General features: G+C 71.9%; 12 protein-coding genes. 3 read left to right on the forward strand and 9 right to left on the reverse strand.

Translation table 11 applies throughout. From position 1 onward, the window contains the following. Positions 1 to 116 precede the first annotated feature (116 nt). The gene (locus tag ACNYS0_RS01175; protein WP_422470718.1) at positions 117 to 686 is read right to left on the reverse strand and encodes a hypothetical protein; all 570 of its coding nucleotides are present in this window, start codon (positions 684 to 686) and stop codon (positions 117 to 119) included. 192 nt (positions 687 to 878) lie between these two features. On the opposite strand from ACNYS0_RS01175, the gene ACNYS0_RS01180 reads away from it, so the two are divergent. Beyond that, a complete protein-coding gene (locus ACNYS0_RS01180) occupies positions 879 to 3,290 on the forward strand; it encodes a penicillin acylase family protein (protein ID WP_422470719.1) in 2,412 nt (803 codons plus the stop codon). Between the two features lie 21 nt (positions 3,291 to 3,311). Here the strand turns inward: ACNYS0_RS01180 and ACNYS0_RS01185 are convergent, their stop codons facing one another. Further along, the gene (locus ACNYS0_RS01185) at positions 3,312 to 4,862 is read right to left on the reverse strand and encodes an acyl-CoA synthetase (protein ID WP_422470720.1); all 1,551 of its coding nucleotides are present in this window, start codon (positions 4,860 to 4,862) and stop codon (positions 3,312 to 3,314) included. 8 nt (positions 4,863 to 4,870) lie between these two features. Then, the gene (locus ACNYS0_RS01190; protein ID WP_422470721.1) at positions 4,871 to 5,971 is read right to left on the reverse strand and encodes an NAD(P)H-dependent flavin oxidoreductase; all 1,101 of its coding nucleotides are present in this window, start codon (positions 5,969 to 5,971) and stop codon (positions 4,871 to 4,873) included. A gap of 169 nt (positions 5,972 to 6,140) precedes the next feature. Here ACNYS0_RS01190 and ACNYS0_RS01195 point away from each other — a divergent pair, with 169 nt between their 5' ends. Further along, the gene (locus ACNYS0_RS01195; protein WP_422470722.1) at positions 6,141 to 7,946 is read left to right on the forward strand and encodes a serine hydrolase domain-containing protein; all 1,806 of its coding nucleotides are present in this window, start codon (positions 6,141 to 6,143) and stop codon (positions 7,944 to 7,946) included. Between the two features lie 23 nt (positions 7,947 to 7,969). Here ACNYS0_RS01195 and ACNYS0_RS01200 read toward each other — a convergent pair whose 3' ends face one another. Genes ACNYS0_RS01200 through ACNYS0_RS01210 form a run of 3 tightly spaced genes read right to left on the reverse strand, consistent with a single transcriptional unit; the run spans position 7,970 to position 12,764 of the window. Continuing rightward, a complete protein-coding gene (locus tag ACNYS0_RS01200; RefSeq protein ID WP_422470723.1) occupies positions 7,970 to 9,529 on the reverse strand; it encodes a phytoene desaturase family protein in 1,560 nt (519 codons plus the stop codon). 51 nt (positions 9,530 to 9,580) lie between these two features. Next, positions 9,581 to 11,857 (reverse strand): serine/threonine-protein kinase, encoded by a 2,277-nt coding sequence (locus ACNYS0_RS01205; protein WP_422470724.1) that lies wholly within the window; start codon positions 11,855 to 11,857, stop codon positions 9,581 to 9,583. Between the two features lie 25 nt (positions 11,858 to 11,882). Continuing rightward, entirely contained in the window at positions 11,883 to 12,764 is an 882-nt protein-coding gene (locus tag ACNYS0_RS01210; protein ID WP_422470725.1) for an oxygenase MpaB family protein, read from the reverse strand. A 109-nt stretch (positions 12,765 to 12,873) separates the two neighbouring features. Between ACNYS0_RS01210 and ACNYS0_RS01215 the strand changes: the two genes are divergently transcribed. Beyond that, positions 12,874 to 13,893, forward strand: a complete 1,020-nt coding sequence (locus ACNYS0_RS01215; protein ID WP_422470726.1) for an endonuclease/exonuclease/phosphatase family protein — start codon at positions 12,874 to 12,876, stop codon at positions 13,891 to 13,893. Here the strand turns inward: ACNYS0_RS01215 and ACNYS0_RS01220 are convergent. From ACNYS0_RS01220 to ACNYS0_RS01230, 3 genes are all read right to left on the reverse strand, one after another. Beyond that, positions 13,850 to 15,028 carry an acyl-CoA dehydrogenase family protein gene (locus tag ACNYS0_RS01220; protein ID WP_422470727.1) on the reverse strand — a complete coding sequence of 393 codons (1,179 nt, stop codon included), beginning with the start codon at positions 15,026 to 15,028 and terminating at the stop codon, positions 13,850 to 13,852. The two genes, ACNYS0_RS01215 and ACNYS0_RS01220, sit on opposite strands and share 44 nt — an antisense overlap. A 120-nt stretch (positions 15,029 to 15,148) precedes the next feature. Continuing rightward, positions 15,149 to 15,577, reverse strand: coding sequence for a four-helix bundle copper-binding protein (locus ACNYS0_RS01225; RefSeq protein WP_422482404.1), 429 nt, complete (start codon positions 15,575 to 15,577; stop codon positions 15,149 to 15,151). Between the two features lie 145 nt (positions 15,578 to 15,722). Then, complete coding sequence (locus ACNYS0_RS01230; RefSeq protein WP_422470728.1) at positions 15,723 to 16,916, reverse strand: zinc-dependent alcohol dehydrogenase; 1,194 nt, start codon at positions 16,914 to 16,916, stop codon at positions 15,723 to 15,725. Between the last annotated feature and the right edge of the window lie 27 nt (positions 16,917 to 16,943).

Genomic DNA, 16,943 nt, shown 5'->3' on the forward strand with positions numbered 1-16,943 from the left:
GAGGCAGCGGGCCCCACCTCACCCGCTGAGCCCCTTCGCCGCTGACACCGGGTGCCTGCTCGCCTCGGTGTCAGCGGCCCTCATGGCCGGCCTGCCGGTACCGGACGTGCCCGGGCTCAACTCAGGGCGAACTTGAGTGCGGGAACCGCGGTCCCCGAGTTTCCGCCGGGGATCTTCCAGCGGAAGGCGACGCCCTTGCCGTCGACGTAGACGAGCGTGCCGCCCTTCTCGGCAGCAGCGATGTCGAAGACCGCGACGTCCTGATGCCATTCCTTGGGCGCCACGACCGGTCCGCCCTCGCTGAAACCGATGGGGGCGAGCTTCTTGGCCGCCTTGGTGTTCCTTGCCTTCACCGTGCGCCCTTCGGGGGTCTTCCAGCGGAAGCCGCCTCTCTCGGCCGTCGTCGTCACACGAGGTTCGGAGCCGTCCCCGGACCGGTAGTTGACGACGGCGAAGACACCGTGTTCCGGAGCACCGAAAGTGGTCGTCCTGGCGTAGACGACCGTGTCCGGGTCGATCCACGCCGTCCCCTTGCCGCCGACGCCCGCGGTCCTCACCCGGTGCCCCAGCGTGAGCGTCGGCTGCGGACCGGACGTCGACGCGCTCGGCTCGTCGTTCCCCGTGCAGGCCGTGAGAGTCAGACAACAGGCGGCCGCGAGGATGCGACCCGTTCGCGCGAAGCGCATGACCCCTCCAGCAGATGTAACGCACAACCAGGTGAATCGTCCCACGAAGAGCACTGACCCCAGGGCCCGCCCCGGCACCCGGGGCCTCGACCTGTTTCCGCCGATGTCTCCGCACCGGACATACCGGTTGGTACGCTCAGCCGCACCTCGCACCGCTCAACCACCTCTGCCCGCACTGCAGTTGGGAGCACGATGCGCACACGCCCGGGACACAGACGCCTCGCGGCCCTCGGGGTCGCCCTGTTGACCGCGCTCAGCGGCACCGCCTCGGTGTCGTCCGCCGCGGCCGACCGTGCCGGCCGCCCGCACGACGGCGGCCTGTCCGCCACCATCCGCTACACCGAGTACGGGATCCCGCACATCGTCGCCAAGGACTACGCGAACCTCGGCTTCGGCACGGGGTGGGCGCAGGCCCAGGATCAGGTGTGCACCCTCGCCGACGGGTTCGTGACGCTGCGCGGCGAACGCTCGCGGGTCTTCGGGCCCGACGCGGCGCCCGACGGCTCGCTGTCGTCCGCGACCAAGAACCTCTCAAGTGACCTCTACTTCAAGGGGGTTCGCGAGGCGCACACCGTGGAGAAGCTGCTCGGCGTCCCCGCACCCGCGGGTCCGAGCGACGACGCCAAGGACGCGATGCGTGGCTGGGCCGCCGGGTACAACGCGTGGCTGAAGCAGAACCGCATCACCGACCCGGCCTGCAAGGGCGCGGACTGGGTGAAGCCGGTGACCTCGCTCGACGTGGCGACGCGCGGTTTCGCGATCGCGGTGCTCGGCGGGCAGGGGCGCGGGATCGAGGGCATCACGGCCGCGCAGCCACCCACCGCCGGTGCCGCGCAGGCGCAGCCCGATGGGGCCGATGCCGCCGACGCCGCCCGCGCGTTGTTCGCCCAGGACGACTCCGACATGGGCTCGAACGCGGTGGCGTTCAGCGGCGCGGCGACGGCGAACAAGCGGGGCCTGCTGCTCGGCAACCCGCACTATCCGTGGCAGGGCGGCCGCCGCTTCTGGCAGTCGCAGCAGACGATCCCGGGCGAGCTGAACGTGATGGGCGGCTCGCTGCTGGGCACCACCGGCATCTCCATCGGCCACAACGCGCACGTCGCGTGGAGCCACACGGTCGCGACGGGTGTCACGCTCAACCTCCACCAGCTGACCCTCGACCCGTCGGACCCGACGACGTACGTGGTCGACGGCAAGAAGGAGCGGATGACGAAGCGGTCCGTGACCGTGCCCGTGAAGGGCGGCGGCGACGTGACCCGCACCCAGTGGTGGACCCGCTACGGGCCGATCGTCACGAACCTCGGCGCCCAGCTCCCGCTCCCCTGGACCGCGACGACGGCCTACGCTCTGGGCGACCCCAACGCGGTCAACCTGCGCGCCTCCGACACGGCGCTCGGCTTCAGCAAGGCCCGTTCGACGGCCGACGTCCTCGGCTCGCTGCGCCGCACGCAGGGCCTGCCGTGGGTGAACACGATCGCCGCGGACTCCTCGGGCCACTCGCTGTTCACGCAGTCGCAGGTGCTGCCGCGGATCACCGACGACCTCGCGGCACGCTGTTCGACGCCGCTCGGCAGGGCGACGTACCCGGCCTCGGGTGTCGCCGTCCTCGACGGCTCGAAGAGCGACTGCGGCCTGGGGAAGGACAAGGACGCCGTGCAGGCGGGGATCTTCGGCCCGTCGAAGATGCCGGTGCTCAAGGACGCCCCGTACGCGGAGAACTCCAACGACAGCGCCTGGCTCGCCAACGCGGACAGGCCGCTCACCGGCTACGAGCGGGTCTTCGGGAACATCGGCACGCAGCGCTCGATGCGGACACGCGGCGCCGTCGAGGACGTCGCGGGGATGGCCGAAAAGGGCCGCCTGACCGTCGCCGACCTGCAACGGCAGCAGTTCGCCGACCGGGTGCCCGCCGGTGACCTGGCGGCGGCCGACACGGCGAAGGCGTGCGCGGCACTGCCCGGTGGTACGGCAACGGGCAGCAACGGCACACCTGTTGACCTCGCGTCGGCCTGCGACGCGATCGGCGCGTGGGACCGCACCATGAACACCGACAGCCGGGGCGCCCTGCTCTTCGACCGGTTCTGGCGGAAGCTGACGGCGGCGGTGCCCGCGGCCCAGTTGTGGAAGGTGCCGTTCTCCGCGGCGGACCCGGTACGCACCCCGAACACGCTGAACACCGGGGCGCCCGGCTTCGCGACGGCGCTCGCCGACGCGGTGGCCGAGCTGAGGGCCGCGAAGATCCCCTTCGACGCGAAGCTCGGCGACCACCAGTTCGTGACGCGCGGCGGGGAGCGCATCCCGGTGCACGGCGGCACGGAGTCGCTCGGTGTGTGGAACAAGGCCGAGCCGGTGTGGGACGCGGCGGGCGGCGGCTACACCGATGTCACGACCGGGTCGAGCTACATCCAGGCGGTCGGCTGGGACGGCGGGCGGTGCCCCGTGGCGCGCACCCTCCTCACGTACTCCCAGTCGTCGAACCCGAACTCGCCGCACTACAGCGACCAGACCCACCTCTTCTCGAAGAAGAAGTGGGTCACGGAGCGCTTCTGCGAGAAGGACATCCTCACGTCGCCCGCGCTGAAGGTGGTGCGGGTGCGCGACTGAGGAACGCGGACCGGGGCGGTATCAGACCGCCCTGGTCCGCCCCTCCCAGTACGGGTCGCGCAGGCGGCGCTTGTAGAGCTTGCCGTTGGGGTCGCGGGGCATCGTCTCGATGAAGTCGACGCTCTTGGGCCGCTTGTAGCCCGCGAGTCGGGTCTCGCAGTGGGCGAGTATCTCGGCCGCGAGCGCGTCACCGGCCTCCCGTCCCTCGGCGACCTCGACGACCGCCTTGACCTCCTCGCCCCAGTCGTCGTGCGGAATGCCGAAGGCGGCCGCGTCGGCGACGGCGGGGTGGGTGAGGAGGGCGGACTCGATCTCGGCGGGGTAGATGTTGACGCCGCCCGAGATGATCATGTCGATCTTGCGGTCGCGCAGGAAGAGATAGCCGTCCTCGTCGAGCACGCCGAGGTCGCCGACGGTGAAGAAGTCGCCGATGCGGTTCTTCTTCGTCTTGCCCTCGTCCTTGTGGTACGAGAATCCGCCGGTGTTCATCTTGAGGTAGACGGTGCCGAGTTCACCGGCGGGCAGCTTGTTGCCGTCGTCGTCGTAGATCGCCAACTCGCTGATGGGCCACGGCTTTCCGACCGTTCCCGGCTTCTTCAGCCAGTCCTCGGCGGTCGCGAACGCGCCGCCGCCCTCGCTGGCCGCGTAGTACTCCTCGACGCACATCCCCCACCAGTCGATCATGGCGCGCTTGACGTGGTCGGGGCAGGGCGCGGCACCGTGGATCGCGTGCCGCATGGACGTCACGTCGTAGCGGTCCTTGACCTCCTGCGGGAGCGCGAGCAGGCGGTGGAACTGGGTCGGCACCATGTGCGTGTGCGTGCACTTGTGGGTGTCGATGAGGCGGAGCATCTCCTCGGGCGTCCACTTGTCCATCAGGACGAGGGTGTGCCCGATGTGCAGGGAAGCGCCCGCGAACTGGAGGACCGCCGTGTGGTAGAGCGGCGAGCACACCAGGTGGACGTTGTCGTCGTACGGCTTGACGCCGAAGATGCCGAGGAACCCTCCGAGGTACGACTCCTCGGGCAGCTTCCCGGACAGCGGGCGGCGGATGCCGCGGGGGCGGCCCGTGGTGCCGGACGTGTAGTTCATGACCCAGCCGAGGGTGCGCTCCTCGGGCGCCGAATCGCTCTGGCCGTCCAGGAGTTCGGCGTACGGGCGGAAGCTCTCGACGTCTCCGACCGCGTAGCGGTGACTGTCGGGCAGCCCCGCCTCGTCGGCAGCCGAGCGCGCCGCGTCGGCGAACCGCTCGTGCGCGATCAGCACCTTGGCGCCGGAGTCGGAGACGATCCAGGCGATCTCCGGCCCTACGAGGTGGTGGTTGACCGGGACGAGGTAGAAGCCGGCCTGCGAGGCGGCGAGGTAGGCGGTGAAGAACTCGACGCTGTTGGGGAGCACGACGGCGAAGGCGTCGCCGCGCTTCAGCCCTGCCGCGCGCAGTCCGTGGACCATCTTGTTGGAGGCGGCGTGCAGACGTCCCGCGGTCCACGGTTCGCCGTCAGGGGCGATCAGGATCGTGCGGTCGGGGTCGGCGGCGGCCTGCGCCCAGAAACCATTGGGGGGTGTGCTCATGCTCGTACTCACCGTCCTGCGATCTTGTTGATGCGGTCGATCGCCTTCTCGAAGCCGCGCGTCAGGTCGTCGAAGACGGCCTGGACGCTGCGCTCCTCGTTCATCCGCCCCACGATCTGCCCGACGGGCGTACCGAGCAGGGGCTCCACCTCGTACTTCTGGATCCGGGACACGGCCTCGGCGACGAGCAGGCCCTGCAACGGCATCGGCAGCGGGCCCGGCCCCGTCGGGTCGTCCCAGGCGTCCGTCCATTCCGTACGGAGCTGGCGCGCGGGCTTGCCGGTCAGCGCGCGCGAGCGCACCGTGTCGCCGGAGCCCGCGGCGAGCAGCTTGCGGGTGACGGCGGGCGAGTGCATGTCGGCCTCGGTCGTCGTCAGCCACACCGAGCCCAGCCACACGCCCTGTGCGCCGAGCGCGAGCGCGGCCGCGACCTGCTGTCCGCTGCCGATGCCGCCCGCGGCCAGGACCGGCAGCGGGTCGACGGCCTCCACGGCCTCCGGGGTGAGCACCATGGAGGCGATCTCTCCGGTGTGGCCGCCGGCCTCGTAGCCCTGCGCGACGACGACGTCGATGCCCGCGTCCGCGTGCTTGCGGGCGTGCCGGGCGCTGCCCGCGAGCGCGGCGACGAGGATGTCGTGCTGGTGGGCTCGGTCGATGACGTCGGCGGGCGGTGAACCGAGTGCGTTGGCGAGGAGTTTGATCGGATAGTCGAAGGCGACGTCGAGTTGGCTGCGGGCGACCTGTTCCATCCAGCCGGTGATGCGCCAGCCGGACGCCTCGCCCTCGGCGAGTTCCGGGACGCCGTACTTGGCGAGGGTCTCCTGGACGAACTGCCGGTGCTCCGGCGGGATCATCGCCTCGATGTCGGCCTCGGTCACACCCTCGACCTTCTTGGCGGGCATGACGACATCGAGGCCGTAGGGCCTGCCGTCCGCGTGTCCGTCCAGCCAGTCGAGGTCGCGTTTGAGTTCGTCGGGTGCCGCGTAGCGGACCGCACCGAGCACGCCGAAGCCCCCGGCCCTGCTGATGGCCGCGGCCACCGCAGGGAACGGCGTGAAGCCGAAGACGGCGTGCTCGATCCCCAGTTTCTTGCTCAGCTCCGTCTGCATGCGCGCAGGATGCCGCAGCGCGGCGGACGACGGAAGAGCTTTTCTGATGCGGCGTCAGATTCTTCACGGCTCGGTCATGACGCACGGGTGTTGACACGGGGCAGACCTGACAGAGAAGTTTCACCCGACTCGGTAGATCCCGAAAGAATTTTTCAGAAGGGCCTCGTCCATGAGCGGAGCACCCGAAGCAGCGGACAGACCACACAGAGGCGCCACGGGCTCGGGCCCGACCCGGCGGCAGTTCGGCGCGGCCGGCCTCGCGCTGGGCGGCGCCCTGGCCCTCGCCCCGTTCCCCGCGGGCCCCGCCGCGGCCGCCACCGAGGCCGCGGCGGCCCGGCCCGTCCTGCGGCGCGGCTCCCCCGAGCGCGCCGGGCTCCTCGCGGGGCATCTGCGCCAACTGGTCGCCGACGCCGAGAAGTTCCTCGGCCCCTCGCCGAAGCACCCCTGGTACGCGGGCGCGGTGCTGCTCGCGGGCCGCGGCGGCACGGTCGCGCTGCACCAGCCGATCGGCAAGGCGGTGCGCTACTCCCATTACGACGACACGACGGACACGGGGATCGAGTTCCCGGCGGACGAGCAGATCGACATGGCGGACGACACCGTCTTCGACCTCGCCTCGATCTCCAAACTGTTCACATCGATCCTGGCCGTGCAGGAGATCGAGCGCGGCACGCTGGACCTCGAGGCGAAGGTCGTCTCGTACCTCCCGGAGTTCACGGGCGGCGGCAAGCAGGACGTGACGGTCCGCCAGCTCCTCACCCACACCTCGGGGTTCAGGCCCTTCCTCGCCTTCTACAAGGAGTCCCAGCACGACGCGCAGCTCGCCCTCCTGTGGAAGGAGGCGCTGATCAATCCGGCGGGCACCACGTACCTGTACTCGGACCTCAACCTCATCACGCTCCAGCTCGTCGTCGAGAAGCTCACCGGCAAGCGCCTGGACGTGCTGCTGCCCGAGCGGATCACGGGGCCGCTCGGCATGACCCGCACCCGCTACAACCCGCCCGCCTCCTGGAAGCCCAAGGTCGCGGCGACCGAGGACGCCCGCGCTCCCTGGTCGGGCCTCGACCGGGGACTGGTGTGGGGCGAGGTGCACGACGAGAACGCGTACGCGTTCGGCGGCGTCGCGGGGCACGCGGGCGTCTTCTCCTGCGCCTGGGACATGGCGGTGCTCGGCCGCACCCTGCTCAACGGCGGCAGCTACGGCACGTCCCGGATCCTGTCCCGGAAGTCCGTGGACCTGATGTTCACCAACTTCAACACGGACTTCCCCGGCGACGAGCACGGCCTCGGCTTCGAGCTCTACCAGCACTGGTACATGGGCGCGATGGCGACGCCGCGCACGGCGGGACACACCGGGTTCACCGGCACCTCGCTGGTGCTCGACCCGACGACCGACTCGTTCCTCATCGTCCTCGGCAACTCGGTGCACCCGGTGCGCAGTTGGCGATCCGGATCCGCTCCCCGGGTCGCCGCGGGCAACAACATGGCGCGCGCGGTCGCCGTCCGGCCCAAGCACGGCCGCACCGCCTGGTTCTCTGGGATGGCGAGCGCCACGTCGGCGACGCTCACGCTGCCCGACCTGCGGCTCGCCTCCGACGCGGCGCGGCTCTCCTGCGAGCTGTGGTGGGACACGGAGCCGCACTCCGACTTCCTGTTCCTGGAGACGTCGACGGACGGCGGCAAGAACTGGAAGCCGCTGCCGTTCACGACGGACCGCGCCGACGCCCACCCCGCCGGCTCGGTCGACGGCTGGGCCGACCGCACCTGGCACCGCCTCACCGCCGACCTGGGCCCCTTCACCGCGGCATCGCTCCGGCTGCGCTGGCGCTATGCGACGGACCAGCTGTACGTCGGCCGGGGCGCCTACGTCGACGGTATCCGCGTCCTCGACGGGGACACGGTGGCGTTCGACGAGGCGCGCCCGGCGGACGCGTCACGCATCGAGGCGAAGGGGTGGACGGCCTCTCGGGACTAGGGTCTACGCGCGTGCGGGCGGGGTCAGTGGCCGAGCACCGCCATCGCGGCGTTGTGCCCCGGAATCCCGCTGACCCCGCCGCCGCGCACGGCGCCCGCGCCGCACAGCAGCACATTGGCGTGCCCGGTCTCGACGCCCCAGCGGCCGGTGGCTCCGGAGGCGTACGGGAACGAGAGCTCCCGGTGGAAGATGTTGCCGCCGGGCAGCCGCAGGTCCCGCTCCAGGTCGAGCGGGGTCTTCGCCTCGATGCAGGGCCGGCCTTCGCCGTCGAGGGCGAGACAGTCCTCGATCGGTTCGGCGAGGTGGGTGTCGAGCTGGGCGAGGGTGGCCTTCAGGAGGTCCGCGCGGGCCGTGTCGTTGTCGGCGGCGAAGAGCCGGGCCGGGGTGTGCAGGCCGAACAAGGTGAGCGTCTGGTAGCCGCGTTCGACCAGGTCCGGGGCGAGGATCGTCGGGTCGGTCAGCGAGTGGCAGTAGATCTCCGACGGCGGCGCGCTCGGCAGGGAGCCCGCCGCGGCCTCGGCGTGCGCGGTCGCCAACTGGCCGTACCCCTCGGCGACATGGAAGGTGCCGGCGAACGCCTCGCGCGGGTCGACGGAGGTGTCCCCCAGCCGCGGCAGCCGCTTCAGCAGCATGTTGACCTTGAGCTGTGCGCCCTCCGCGGGTGCGGGCGGAGCCTCGCCCAGGAGCCGGGCGAGGTCCTGCGGGGAGGCGTTGACGAGGACGTTGCGGGCGGCGACGGTGCCCTCGGCGTCGGCGGTCCTGTACGTGACCTCGGCCTCGGCGCCGTCCGTCTCGATGCGGGTCACCTCGTGCCCGGTGACCAGGTCCGCGCCGGCCGAGCGGGCCGCGGCGGCGAGCGCGTCCGTGAGCGCGCCCATGCCGCCGACGGGGACGTCCCAGTCGCCCGTGCCGTTGCCGATCACGTGGTAGAGGAAGCAGCGGTTCTGGGCGAGTGACGCGTCGTGGGCGTCGGCGAAGGTACCGATCAGGGAGTCGGTGAGGACGACGCCGCGCACCAGGTCGTCGCTGAAGTGCTCCTCGATGCCGACGCCGATGGGGTCCTCGAACAGCAGCCGCCACGCGTCCTCGTCCCCGACCCGCTCGCGCAGCGCGTCCCGTGACGGGAGCGGCTCGGTGAGGGTCGGGAAGACCCGTTCGGCGACCCGCCGCGTCGTCTCGTAGAAGCGGGTCCACGCCTCGTACTCCCGGTCGCCGCCCGTGAGTTCGCGGAACGCGGCGCGCGTGCGCTGTTCGCCGCCGCCGACGAGCAGCCCCGTCGGTCGTCCTTCGCGGACGGTCGGGGTGTACGAGGAGACGTCACGGGTCGCGGTCGCGAAGCGCAGACCCAGGTCGGCCACGATCTTCTTGGGGAGCAGGCTGACGAGGTACGAGTAGCGCGAGAGCCGGGCGTCGACGCCGGGGAACGGGCGGGTGGAGACGGCGGCCCCGCCGGTGGTGCCGAGGCGTTCGACGACGGCGACGGACCGTCCTGCACGGGCGAGATAGGCGGCGGCCACCAGGCCGTTGTGGCCACCGCCGACGACGACCGTGTCGTAGCGGGCGCGGAGATCATGTGCGGGCATGGCCCTTCGTAACACGCGCCGAGCGCGGTGGACCAGAGGGCGGGTCCGCGGTCACGCGCCGGGCGCCCCCTGTTGGCGCAGTGCCGCCACCCTTCGGTACAGGGCGACCGCGTCCGCCGTGCGGCCGAGCTGCTCCAGGCAGTGGGCCTCGTCGTTGCGGCTGGCGAGGGTGCCCGCGTGGGCCTCGCCGAGGACCCGTTCGCGGGCGGTGGACACCGCGCGGTACTCGCCGAGGGCGTCCTGCCAGCGGCCGAGCCAGCCGAGGCCGACGGCGACCTCGCGGCGGCTGACGAGCGTGTCCGGGTGGTCGGCGCCGAGCACGCGGGCGCGGATCGCGCACACGTCGCGGGCCTCCGCGAGAGCCTCCTCCCAGCGGGCAAGGCGGCCGAGGTTCACGCCGAGTCCGTGCCGGGCGCGCAGCGTCTCGGGGTGGTCGGGGCCGCTGACCCGCGTGCGGTCCTCGATCAGGTCGCGGTAGAGCGTCAGGGCCTCTGCGCTGCGGCCGAGGCGGCCGAGGCTGATGCCCACCTCGTAGCGGGCGGCGAGGGTGTCGGGGTGGTCGCCGCCGAGCGCCCGCACCCTGGCCTGCGCGACCTCCTGATACGTCCGCAGGGCCGCGCTCCACCGGCCCAGCTGCCCCAGCGCGTAGGCCACCTCGCAGCGCGTGACGAGCGTGTCGGGGTGGTCGGCGCCGAGCACGCGGGCGCGCGCGTCGGCGACCTCCTCCGCCATCCGGTAGGAGTCCTCGAGCCGTCCGAGCCTGCTGAGGTTGAAGGCGAGGTTGTGGCGGCAGCGCAGCGTGTCCGGATGCTCGGGCCCCATGGCCCGCTCCCGGGCGGCGAGCACGGCGCTGTACGCCTGGTGCGCCTCGAAGTGCCGCCCCAGCTTGCCCAGTACGTACGCGACCTCCTGACGCGCCCCGAGCGTGTCGGGGTGTTCGGGCCCAAGGACGCGCTCGCGCCCCTCGACGACGCCGCGGTACTCGCGCAGCGCGTCGGCGGCCCGCCCGGTGCGGCTGAGGGTGAAGGCGACCTCGTAGCGGCTGGCGAGGGTGTCGGGGTGGTCGGGGCCGAGGGCGAACTCCCGCTCGGCGGCCACCGCGCGGTGCACCTCGCCCGCCTCGGCCCAGCGTCCGAGCCGACCGAGGCTGAGTCCCGCGTTGTGCCGGGAGGCGAGGGTGGCAAGCAGTTCCGGGGCGGGGGCGGGGCGCCCCGCCGGCTCCGGCGCGGCGGGCGTGCGGTCGGCGTCGCGCGCGATCCACTCGCCGGAGAGCCCGGCCGCGGTGTCCGGGGGTGTGACGCGCGGGCCGGGGACGCCGGTGGCCTTGTGCCCTGTGGTCATGCCGCGGGTCCAGGAGGGCAGCCGGGGCTCGCGGGATTCGGTCGCCTCCCCCACGGGCACGTCCGTACGCGGTTCGATCCGCGTCGTCCGCACCGTCGGCACGTACGTCCCGCGCCCGGACCGCGCGCCCTGCGTGATCCGCCGCGCCAGCTCCCGCGCGTCCCGCGGGCGCTGTTCGGGTTCCTTGGCGAGCAGGTCCAGGATGATCCGGTCGAGATAGCCGGGCAGTTCGGGCCGATGGCCTCGCGGTGCCTCGGGCTCGGTGTCGCGGTGCCCGACGAGCACGGACCACGCGTCCTCCAGGTCGAACGGCGGGGCGCCCGTGGCGACCTCGTACAGCACGCACCCCAGCGAGTACAGGTCGCTGCGCTCGTCGACCTGGTCGCCGCCGATCTGCTCGGGCGACATGTAGTGCGGGGTGCCCATGGCGATGCCGGTGCCGGTGAGGCGGGCGGTGAACCCGATGTCGTGGCCGAGGCGGGCGATGCCGAAGTCGCAGATCTTGGCGGTGCCGTCGCCGAGCCGCATGATGTTCGCGGGCTTGAGGTCCCGGTGCACCACGCCCTGTTCATGGGTGTAGGCGAGGGCGGTCGCCACCTGTTCGGCCATGTCCACGATGTCGTGGACGGGCAGCGCACTCGGACGGGTCTCCTCGAGGAGCTGGCTGAGGTTCTTCCCGTCCAGCAGCTCCATGACGAGATAGAGGATCCCCTCGTACTCGCCGAAGTCGTGCACGACGGTGATGCCCCGGTGCTGGAGCGCGGCGGCGACCCGTGCCTCCCTGCGGAAACGCTCCCGCAGGATGCGGGTGAAGGTCTCGTCGCGCTCGGGACCGAGCGGCTTGAGGCACTTCACGGCGACGTGCCGGCCCAGCGATTCGTCGCGCGCCCGCCAGACCTCGCCCATGCCGCCGCGACCGATCAGCTCGAGCAGCCGATACCGCCCATGGATCAGCCTGACGTCCCGAGTCTCCCCCACCCCTGGCATTCCCGCCGTCGCCCCCGTCGCGTCGCTACGCCCTCCCCGGCCCGTCCAGTATGGCTTCCCCTCTGTCGACTTTGTACGGGGCGGGACGGGCGTCGACACCGAGTCTCCCCATCGCCCGCAGGATGTGTTTGGGCGGCAGTTGCCAGCGCACACGGGCGGGAATCAGGCGCAGCGCGGTGCCCGTGGCGCGCAACCGGCGCGTGACGGCGGCCGGTTCGGGGGCCCGTCTGCCGTACAGCTCATGGGCGTACGGCGGCAGGGAGGCGTACGCCAGGTTGGCCACGCGCCGCCAGAGGGCTTCGCGCGCCGGGATCAGCAGCGGGTGGGTGGGCGGCCGTTGCAGGAAGTCGTCGACCTCGCGGGCCTCGGGCCCGGCGGCGAGCCTCGGCCGTACGGACTCGAAGTACGCCGCCAACTGCTCCTGGCTGCCCGGGACCCGCTCCGGGTCGAGGCCGACGAGCCGGGCGCTGGTCCGGTGCTCGGCGATGTACCGGTCGGCCTGGGCCTCGGTGAGCCGGAAGCCGGAGCGGCGCGCGACGTGCAGATAGGAGTCGATCTCGGCGCAGTGCACCCACAGCAGCAACCCGGGTTCGTCGACTCCGTAGCGCTCCCCCGTGTCCGGGTCGCTCGCCCCCAGGTGGCTGTGGATCCGCCGCACGCGCGCCCCGGCCTTCTCGGCGGCCTCGCTCGTCCCGTACGTCGTCGTGCCGACGAAACTCGCGGTGCGCATCAGCCGGCCCCAGGCGTCGCGCCGGAAGTCGGAGTTCTGCATGACACCGCGCACGGCGCGCGGGTGCAGCGCCTGGAAGTACAGGGCGCGCACGCCCGCGATCCACATCATGGGGTCGGCGTGCATCTGCCAGGTCACCGAGTCGGGTCCGAAGAGCCCGGGGTCCGCGTCACTCATGTCGCACAGCACCTCCTGCTCGCAGGGTACGCACACGGGCCCCGCGGAACCCGATCAACCTCGTACTCGTCCTGGTGAGCAGGGACAACGGGCCGGGGAACGGGGAGAAATGAGCGAGCGAGCCGAGGCGGCGACCGACAGCGCGGGCGGGAGACGGACGCCCTGGCGGCGCGGCCGGGTGCTCACCGCGCTCGCCGTCCTGACCGGGCTCGTCCTGCTCTTCCACCGCTGGATACCGAACACACCGGGACGCCTGGGAAGCCTGGTGGAGTCGTTCCTGCCGTGGTGCTGGCTCAGCCTGGTGGTCCTGTTCGGCCTCGCGCTGCTGCGCCGGGCTCGGATCGCGCAGGTGGCCGTGGTGTTGGCGACGGCGCTCTGGGCGTATCAATGCGGTCTGCTGCTCCCTGAGCCCCGGTCCGAGGGGCACGACCTCACCGTGGTGCAGCACAACGTCAGTGACGAGAACACCGACCCGAAGGGCACGGCGAGCGCACTGTCCATGCGCTTCCCGGATCTCATCGCCCTGGAGGAGCTGCTGCCGAAGGCCCGGGCCCAGTACGAGCGCACCCTGTCCGCGAGCCACCCGCACCACGCGGTGATCGGTACGGTCGGGCTCTGGTCGAAGTACCCGCTGTCCGGCGTCCGGGCCGCGGACATCAAACCGGCCGGGATCACCGGGCCGTGGAACCGGGGCCTGCGCGCGGTCGTCGAGACCCCGCGGCGCGACGTCGCCGTGTACGTGGCCCATCTGCCCTCGATACGGATCGGCGCGAGCGGCCTCGCCTCGCAGTGGCGCGACGAGAGCGCCCGCAGGCTCGGCGCGGAGGTCGCCGCCGAGGAGACGGGCACGGTGCTCGTCCTCGGTGACCTCAACGGCACGGTCGACGACCGCGGGCTCGCCCCGCTGACCTCACAGTTGGACGTCCCGGACCGCGGGTTCGCGTTCAGTTACCCCGCCGCGTTCCCGGTGGCGCGGATCGACCAGATCATGGCCCGCTCGGCGAACGTGGGCCGCATCCGCACCCTGCCCGCGACCGGCAGCGACCACCTTCCCGTGCTCGCCCGGGTGGCCCTGGAGGGTCCGGTCAGCGCCGCACTCGGGGCATCCCCAGGCCGATCCACGAGATGATCTCCCGCTGGATCTCGTTGTTGCCGCCGCCGAAGGTGAAGATGACGGCGGAGCGGTAGCCGCGCTCGAGTTCGCCGTGCAGGACCGTCCCGGCGCTGCCCTCCTTGAGCGCGCCTGCCGCGCCGACCACTTCCATCAGCCAGGCGTACGCGTCGCGGCGGGCCTCGGAGCCGTAGACCTTGACAGCGGAGGCGTCCTGCGGGAGGAGGGTGCCCTGCTGGACGGCGTTCACCATCTGCCAGTTGAGGAGCTTCATCGCGTCGAGCTTGGTGTGGGTCTGCGCGAGCCGCTTCCTGACCCAGCCGAGGTCGATGACGCGGCGGCCGTCGGCGAGTTTGGTGTCCATCGCCCAGCGCTGCACGTCGTGCAGGGCGCGGATCGCCATGGTGCCGTGGGCGGCGAGGGTGACGCGTTCGTGGTTGAGCTGGTTGGTGATCAGGCGCCAGCCCTTGTTCTCGTCGCCCACCCGGCGCGAGACCGGGACGCGGATGTTCTCGTAGTAGCTGGCCGTGGTGTCGTGCGAGGCGAGGGTGTTGATGACGGTGCAGGAGTAGCCGGGCTCCGACGTCGGTACGAGGAGCATGGTGATGCCCTTGTGCGGGGGCGCGTCCGGGTCGGTGCGGACGGCGAGCCAGACCCAGTCGGCGGTGTCGCCGTTGGTCGTCCAGATCTTCTGGCCGTTGACGACGTAGGTGTCGCCCTCGCGGACCGCGCGGGTCTTCAGCGCCGCGAGGTCCGTGCCCGCGTCGGGCTCGCTGTAGCCGATCGCGAAGTCGAGCTCGCCGGAGAGGATCTTCGGGAGGAAGTACTCCTTCTGCTCGTCCGTGCCGAACTGCATGATGGTCGGGCCCACGGTGTTGAGCGCCATCAGGGGCAGCGGCACGCCCGCCTGTGCCGCCTCGTCGAAGAAGATGAACTGTTCCATCGGGGACAGGCCGCGGCCCCCGTACTCCTTCGGCCAGCCCACGCCGAGCCAGCCGTCGCCGCCGAGCCGGCGCACCGTCTCCCGGTAGAAGCGCTTCTGCGCGGCCGGGTCCTCGTAGCGCGCGTACGCGTTCTCGGGGACCAGCTCGGCGAAGTAGGCGCGCAGCTCGGTGCGCAACTCCTGCTGCTCAGGCGTGTATTCGAGGTGCACGGCCCCTCCTGGCGGTCGACTGCGTGGTCCGGGAGCCGGCTTGCGCCAGCCTGACGGCGCACACAGTAGAACGCGTTCCAGAAATAGGGAATGCCGCGGACCGCGGGAACTGATGGAACGTCAGCCGAGCGTCGCGAGGAAGTCCGTGCAGGCCCGCGCGCAGGCCCGGCACCGTTCGGCGCAGTCGGCGGCGTCACGCGTGCGGTCGCAGACGTGCGCGCACTCCAGGGCGACGGCCCGGCACCACTCGACCTGGAGCCGCAGGCCGTACTCGTCCTGGTGTGCCTCCTCCGACAGCAGCCGGCAGGTCGCGTCGCACACCTCGACGCTGAGCAGCAGCGCGCGTCGCAGACCGTGCGGCGCGTCGGACTGTTCCCGGCCCTCGGACGGGACCGAGCGCACGGGCCCGTGCACCTGCGGGGCGACGGGCCCCAGGTCGGTGGAGCTGACCAGCAGGGCGCAGGCGCGGGCGCACTCCGTGCAGGACTGCGCGCAGGCGAAACGGTCCTCGAGGAAGCGCACGAGGTCGTCCTTGGGCGGTTCGTTCATCAGGGCACGGTCGGCGCCCGTGGAGTCCTCGGCGTATGGGTTCGGGTACTTCGCCAGGGAGGTCACCGGCCCGGCTCCTTTCCAGAGGACGTACGGCTGTTGTGCGGGTAGCCGGATCACCTGATGCCAAACCGCACGGCGTCCCTCACGGACGCATCAGCACCTTGACCGCGCCGTCCTGCTTCTTCTGGAACATCTCGTACGCGTGCGGGGCCTCGCCCAGCGGCACGTGGTGGGTGGCGAACTCGTCGACGCCGAGGGGGTCCTCGTCGTTGAGGAGCGGGAGGATCTCGCCGGACCAGCGGCGGACGTTGGCCTGGCCCATGCGCAGTTGGAGCTGCTTGTCGAACATGGTCATGAGCGGCAGCGGCGATGCCATCCCGCCGTAGACGCCGCTGAGCGAGACGGTCCCGCCGCGCCGCACGAGGGCGATGGCGAGCCGGAGCGCGGCCAGCCGGTCGGCGCCGCCTGTGCGTTCGGCGAGCTTGGCCGACCAGGCGTGCGGGAGCAGCCCGGCGGCGGTCTGGGCGGTGCGGCCGAGCGGGCTGCCGTGCGCCTCGGTGCCGACGGCGTCGATGACGGCGTCCGGTCCGCGGCCGCCGGTCTCGTCCTGGATCGCGGTGACCAGGTCCTCGTTCTTGTCGTGGTCGCGGAGGTCGTACGTCTCCACCCCCCTGGCCCGTGCCCGCTCCAGGCGCTCCGGCACGAGGTCGACGCCGAAGACCCGTCCTGCGCCCTCGTGCAGCGCGACGCGGCAGGCCATGTCGCCGATCGGGCCGAGGCCGAGCACGGCGACGGTGCCGCCCTTGGGGATCTCGGCGTACCGGACGGCCTGCCAGGCGGTGGGCAGCACGTCGGAGAGGTAGACATAGCGGTCGTCCGGCGGGCCGTGCGGCACCTTGATGGGGCCGAACTGGGCCTGCGGCACCCGCAGATACTCGGCCTGCGCGCCCGGCACCGCGCCGTACAGGGAGGTGTAGCCGAACAGCGCGGCGCCCGTGCCCTGCTCGGCGATCTGCGTCGTCTCGCACTGCGTGGGCAGGCCCGCCTCGCACATCCAGCAGTGCCCGCAGGCGATCTGGAACGGCACGACGACGCGTTCCCCGGGGTGCAGGTCGGGCACTTCGTCGCCGACCTCCTCGACGATGCCCATGGGTTCGTGGCCGAGGATGTCACCGGGGGTCATGAACGGCGTGAGCACTTCGTAGAGGTGCAGATCGGAGCCGCACAGGCCGCTGGAGGTGATCCGGACGATCGCGTCCGTGGGCCGCTCGATGCGGGGGTCGGGGACGGTGTCCACGCGGACGTCGCGTCGCCCCTGCCAGGTCACTGCCTTCATCGTGTCCTCCTCTGTACGTGTCCATGC

Source organism: Streptomyces anthophorae (assembly GCF_049310305.1).
GTDB lineage: Bacteria > Actinomycetota > Actinomycetes > Streptomycetales > Streptomycetaceae > Streptomyces.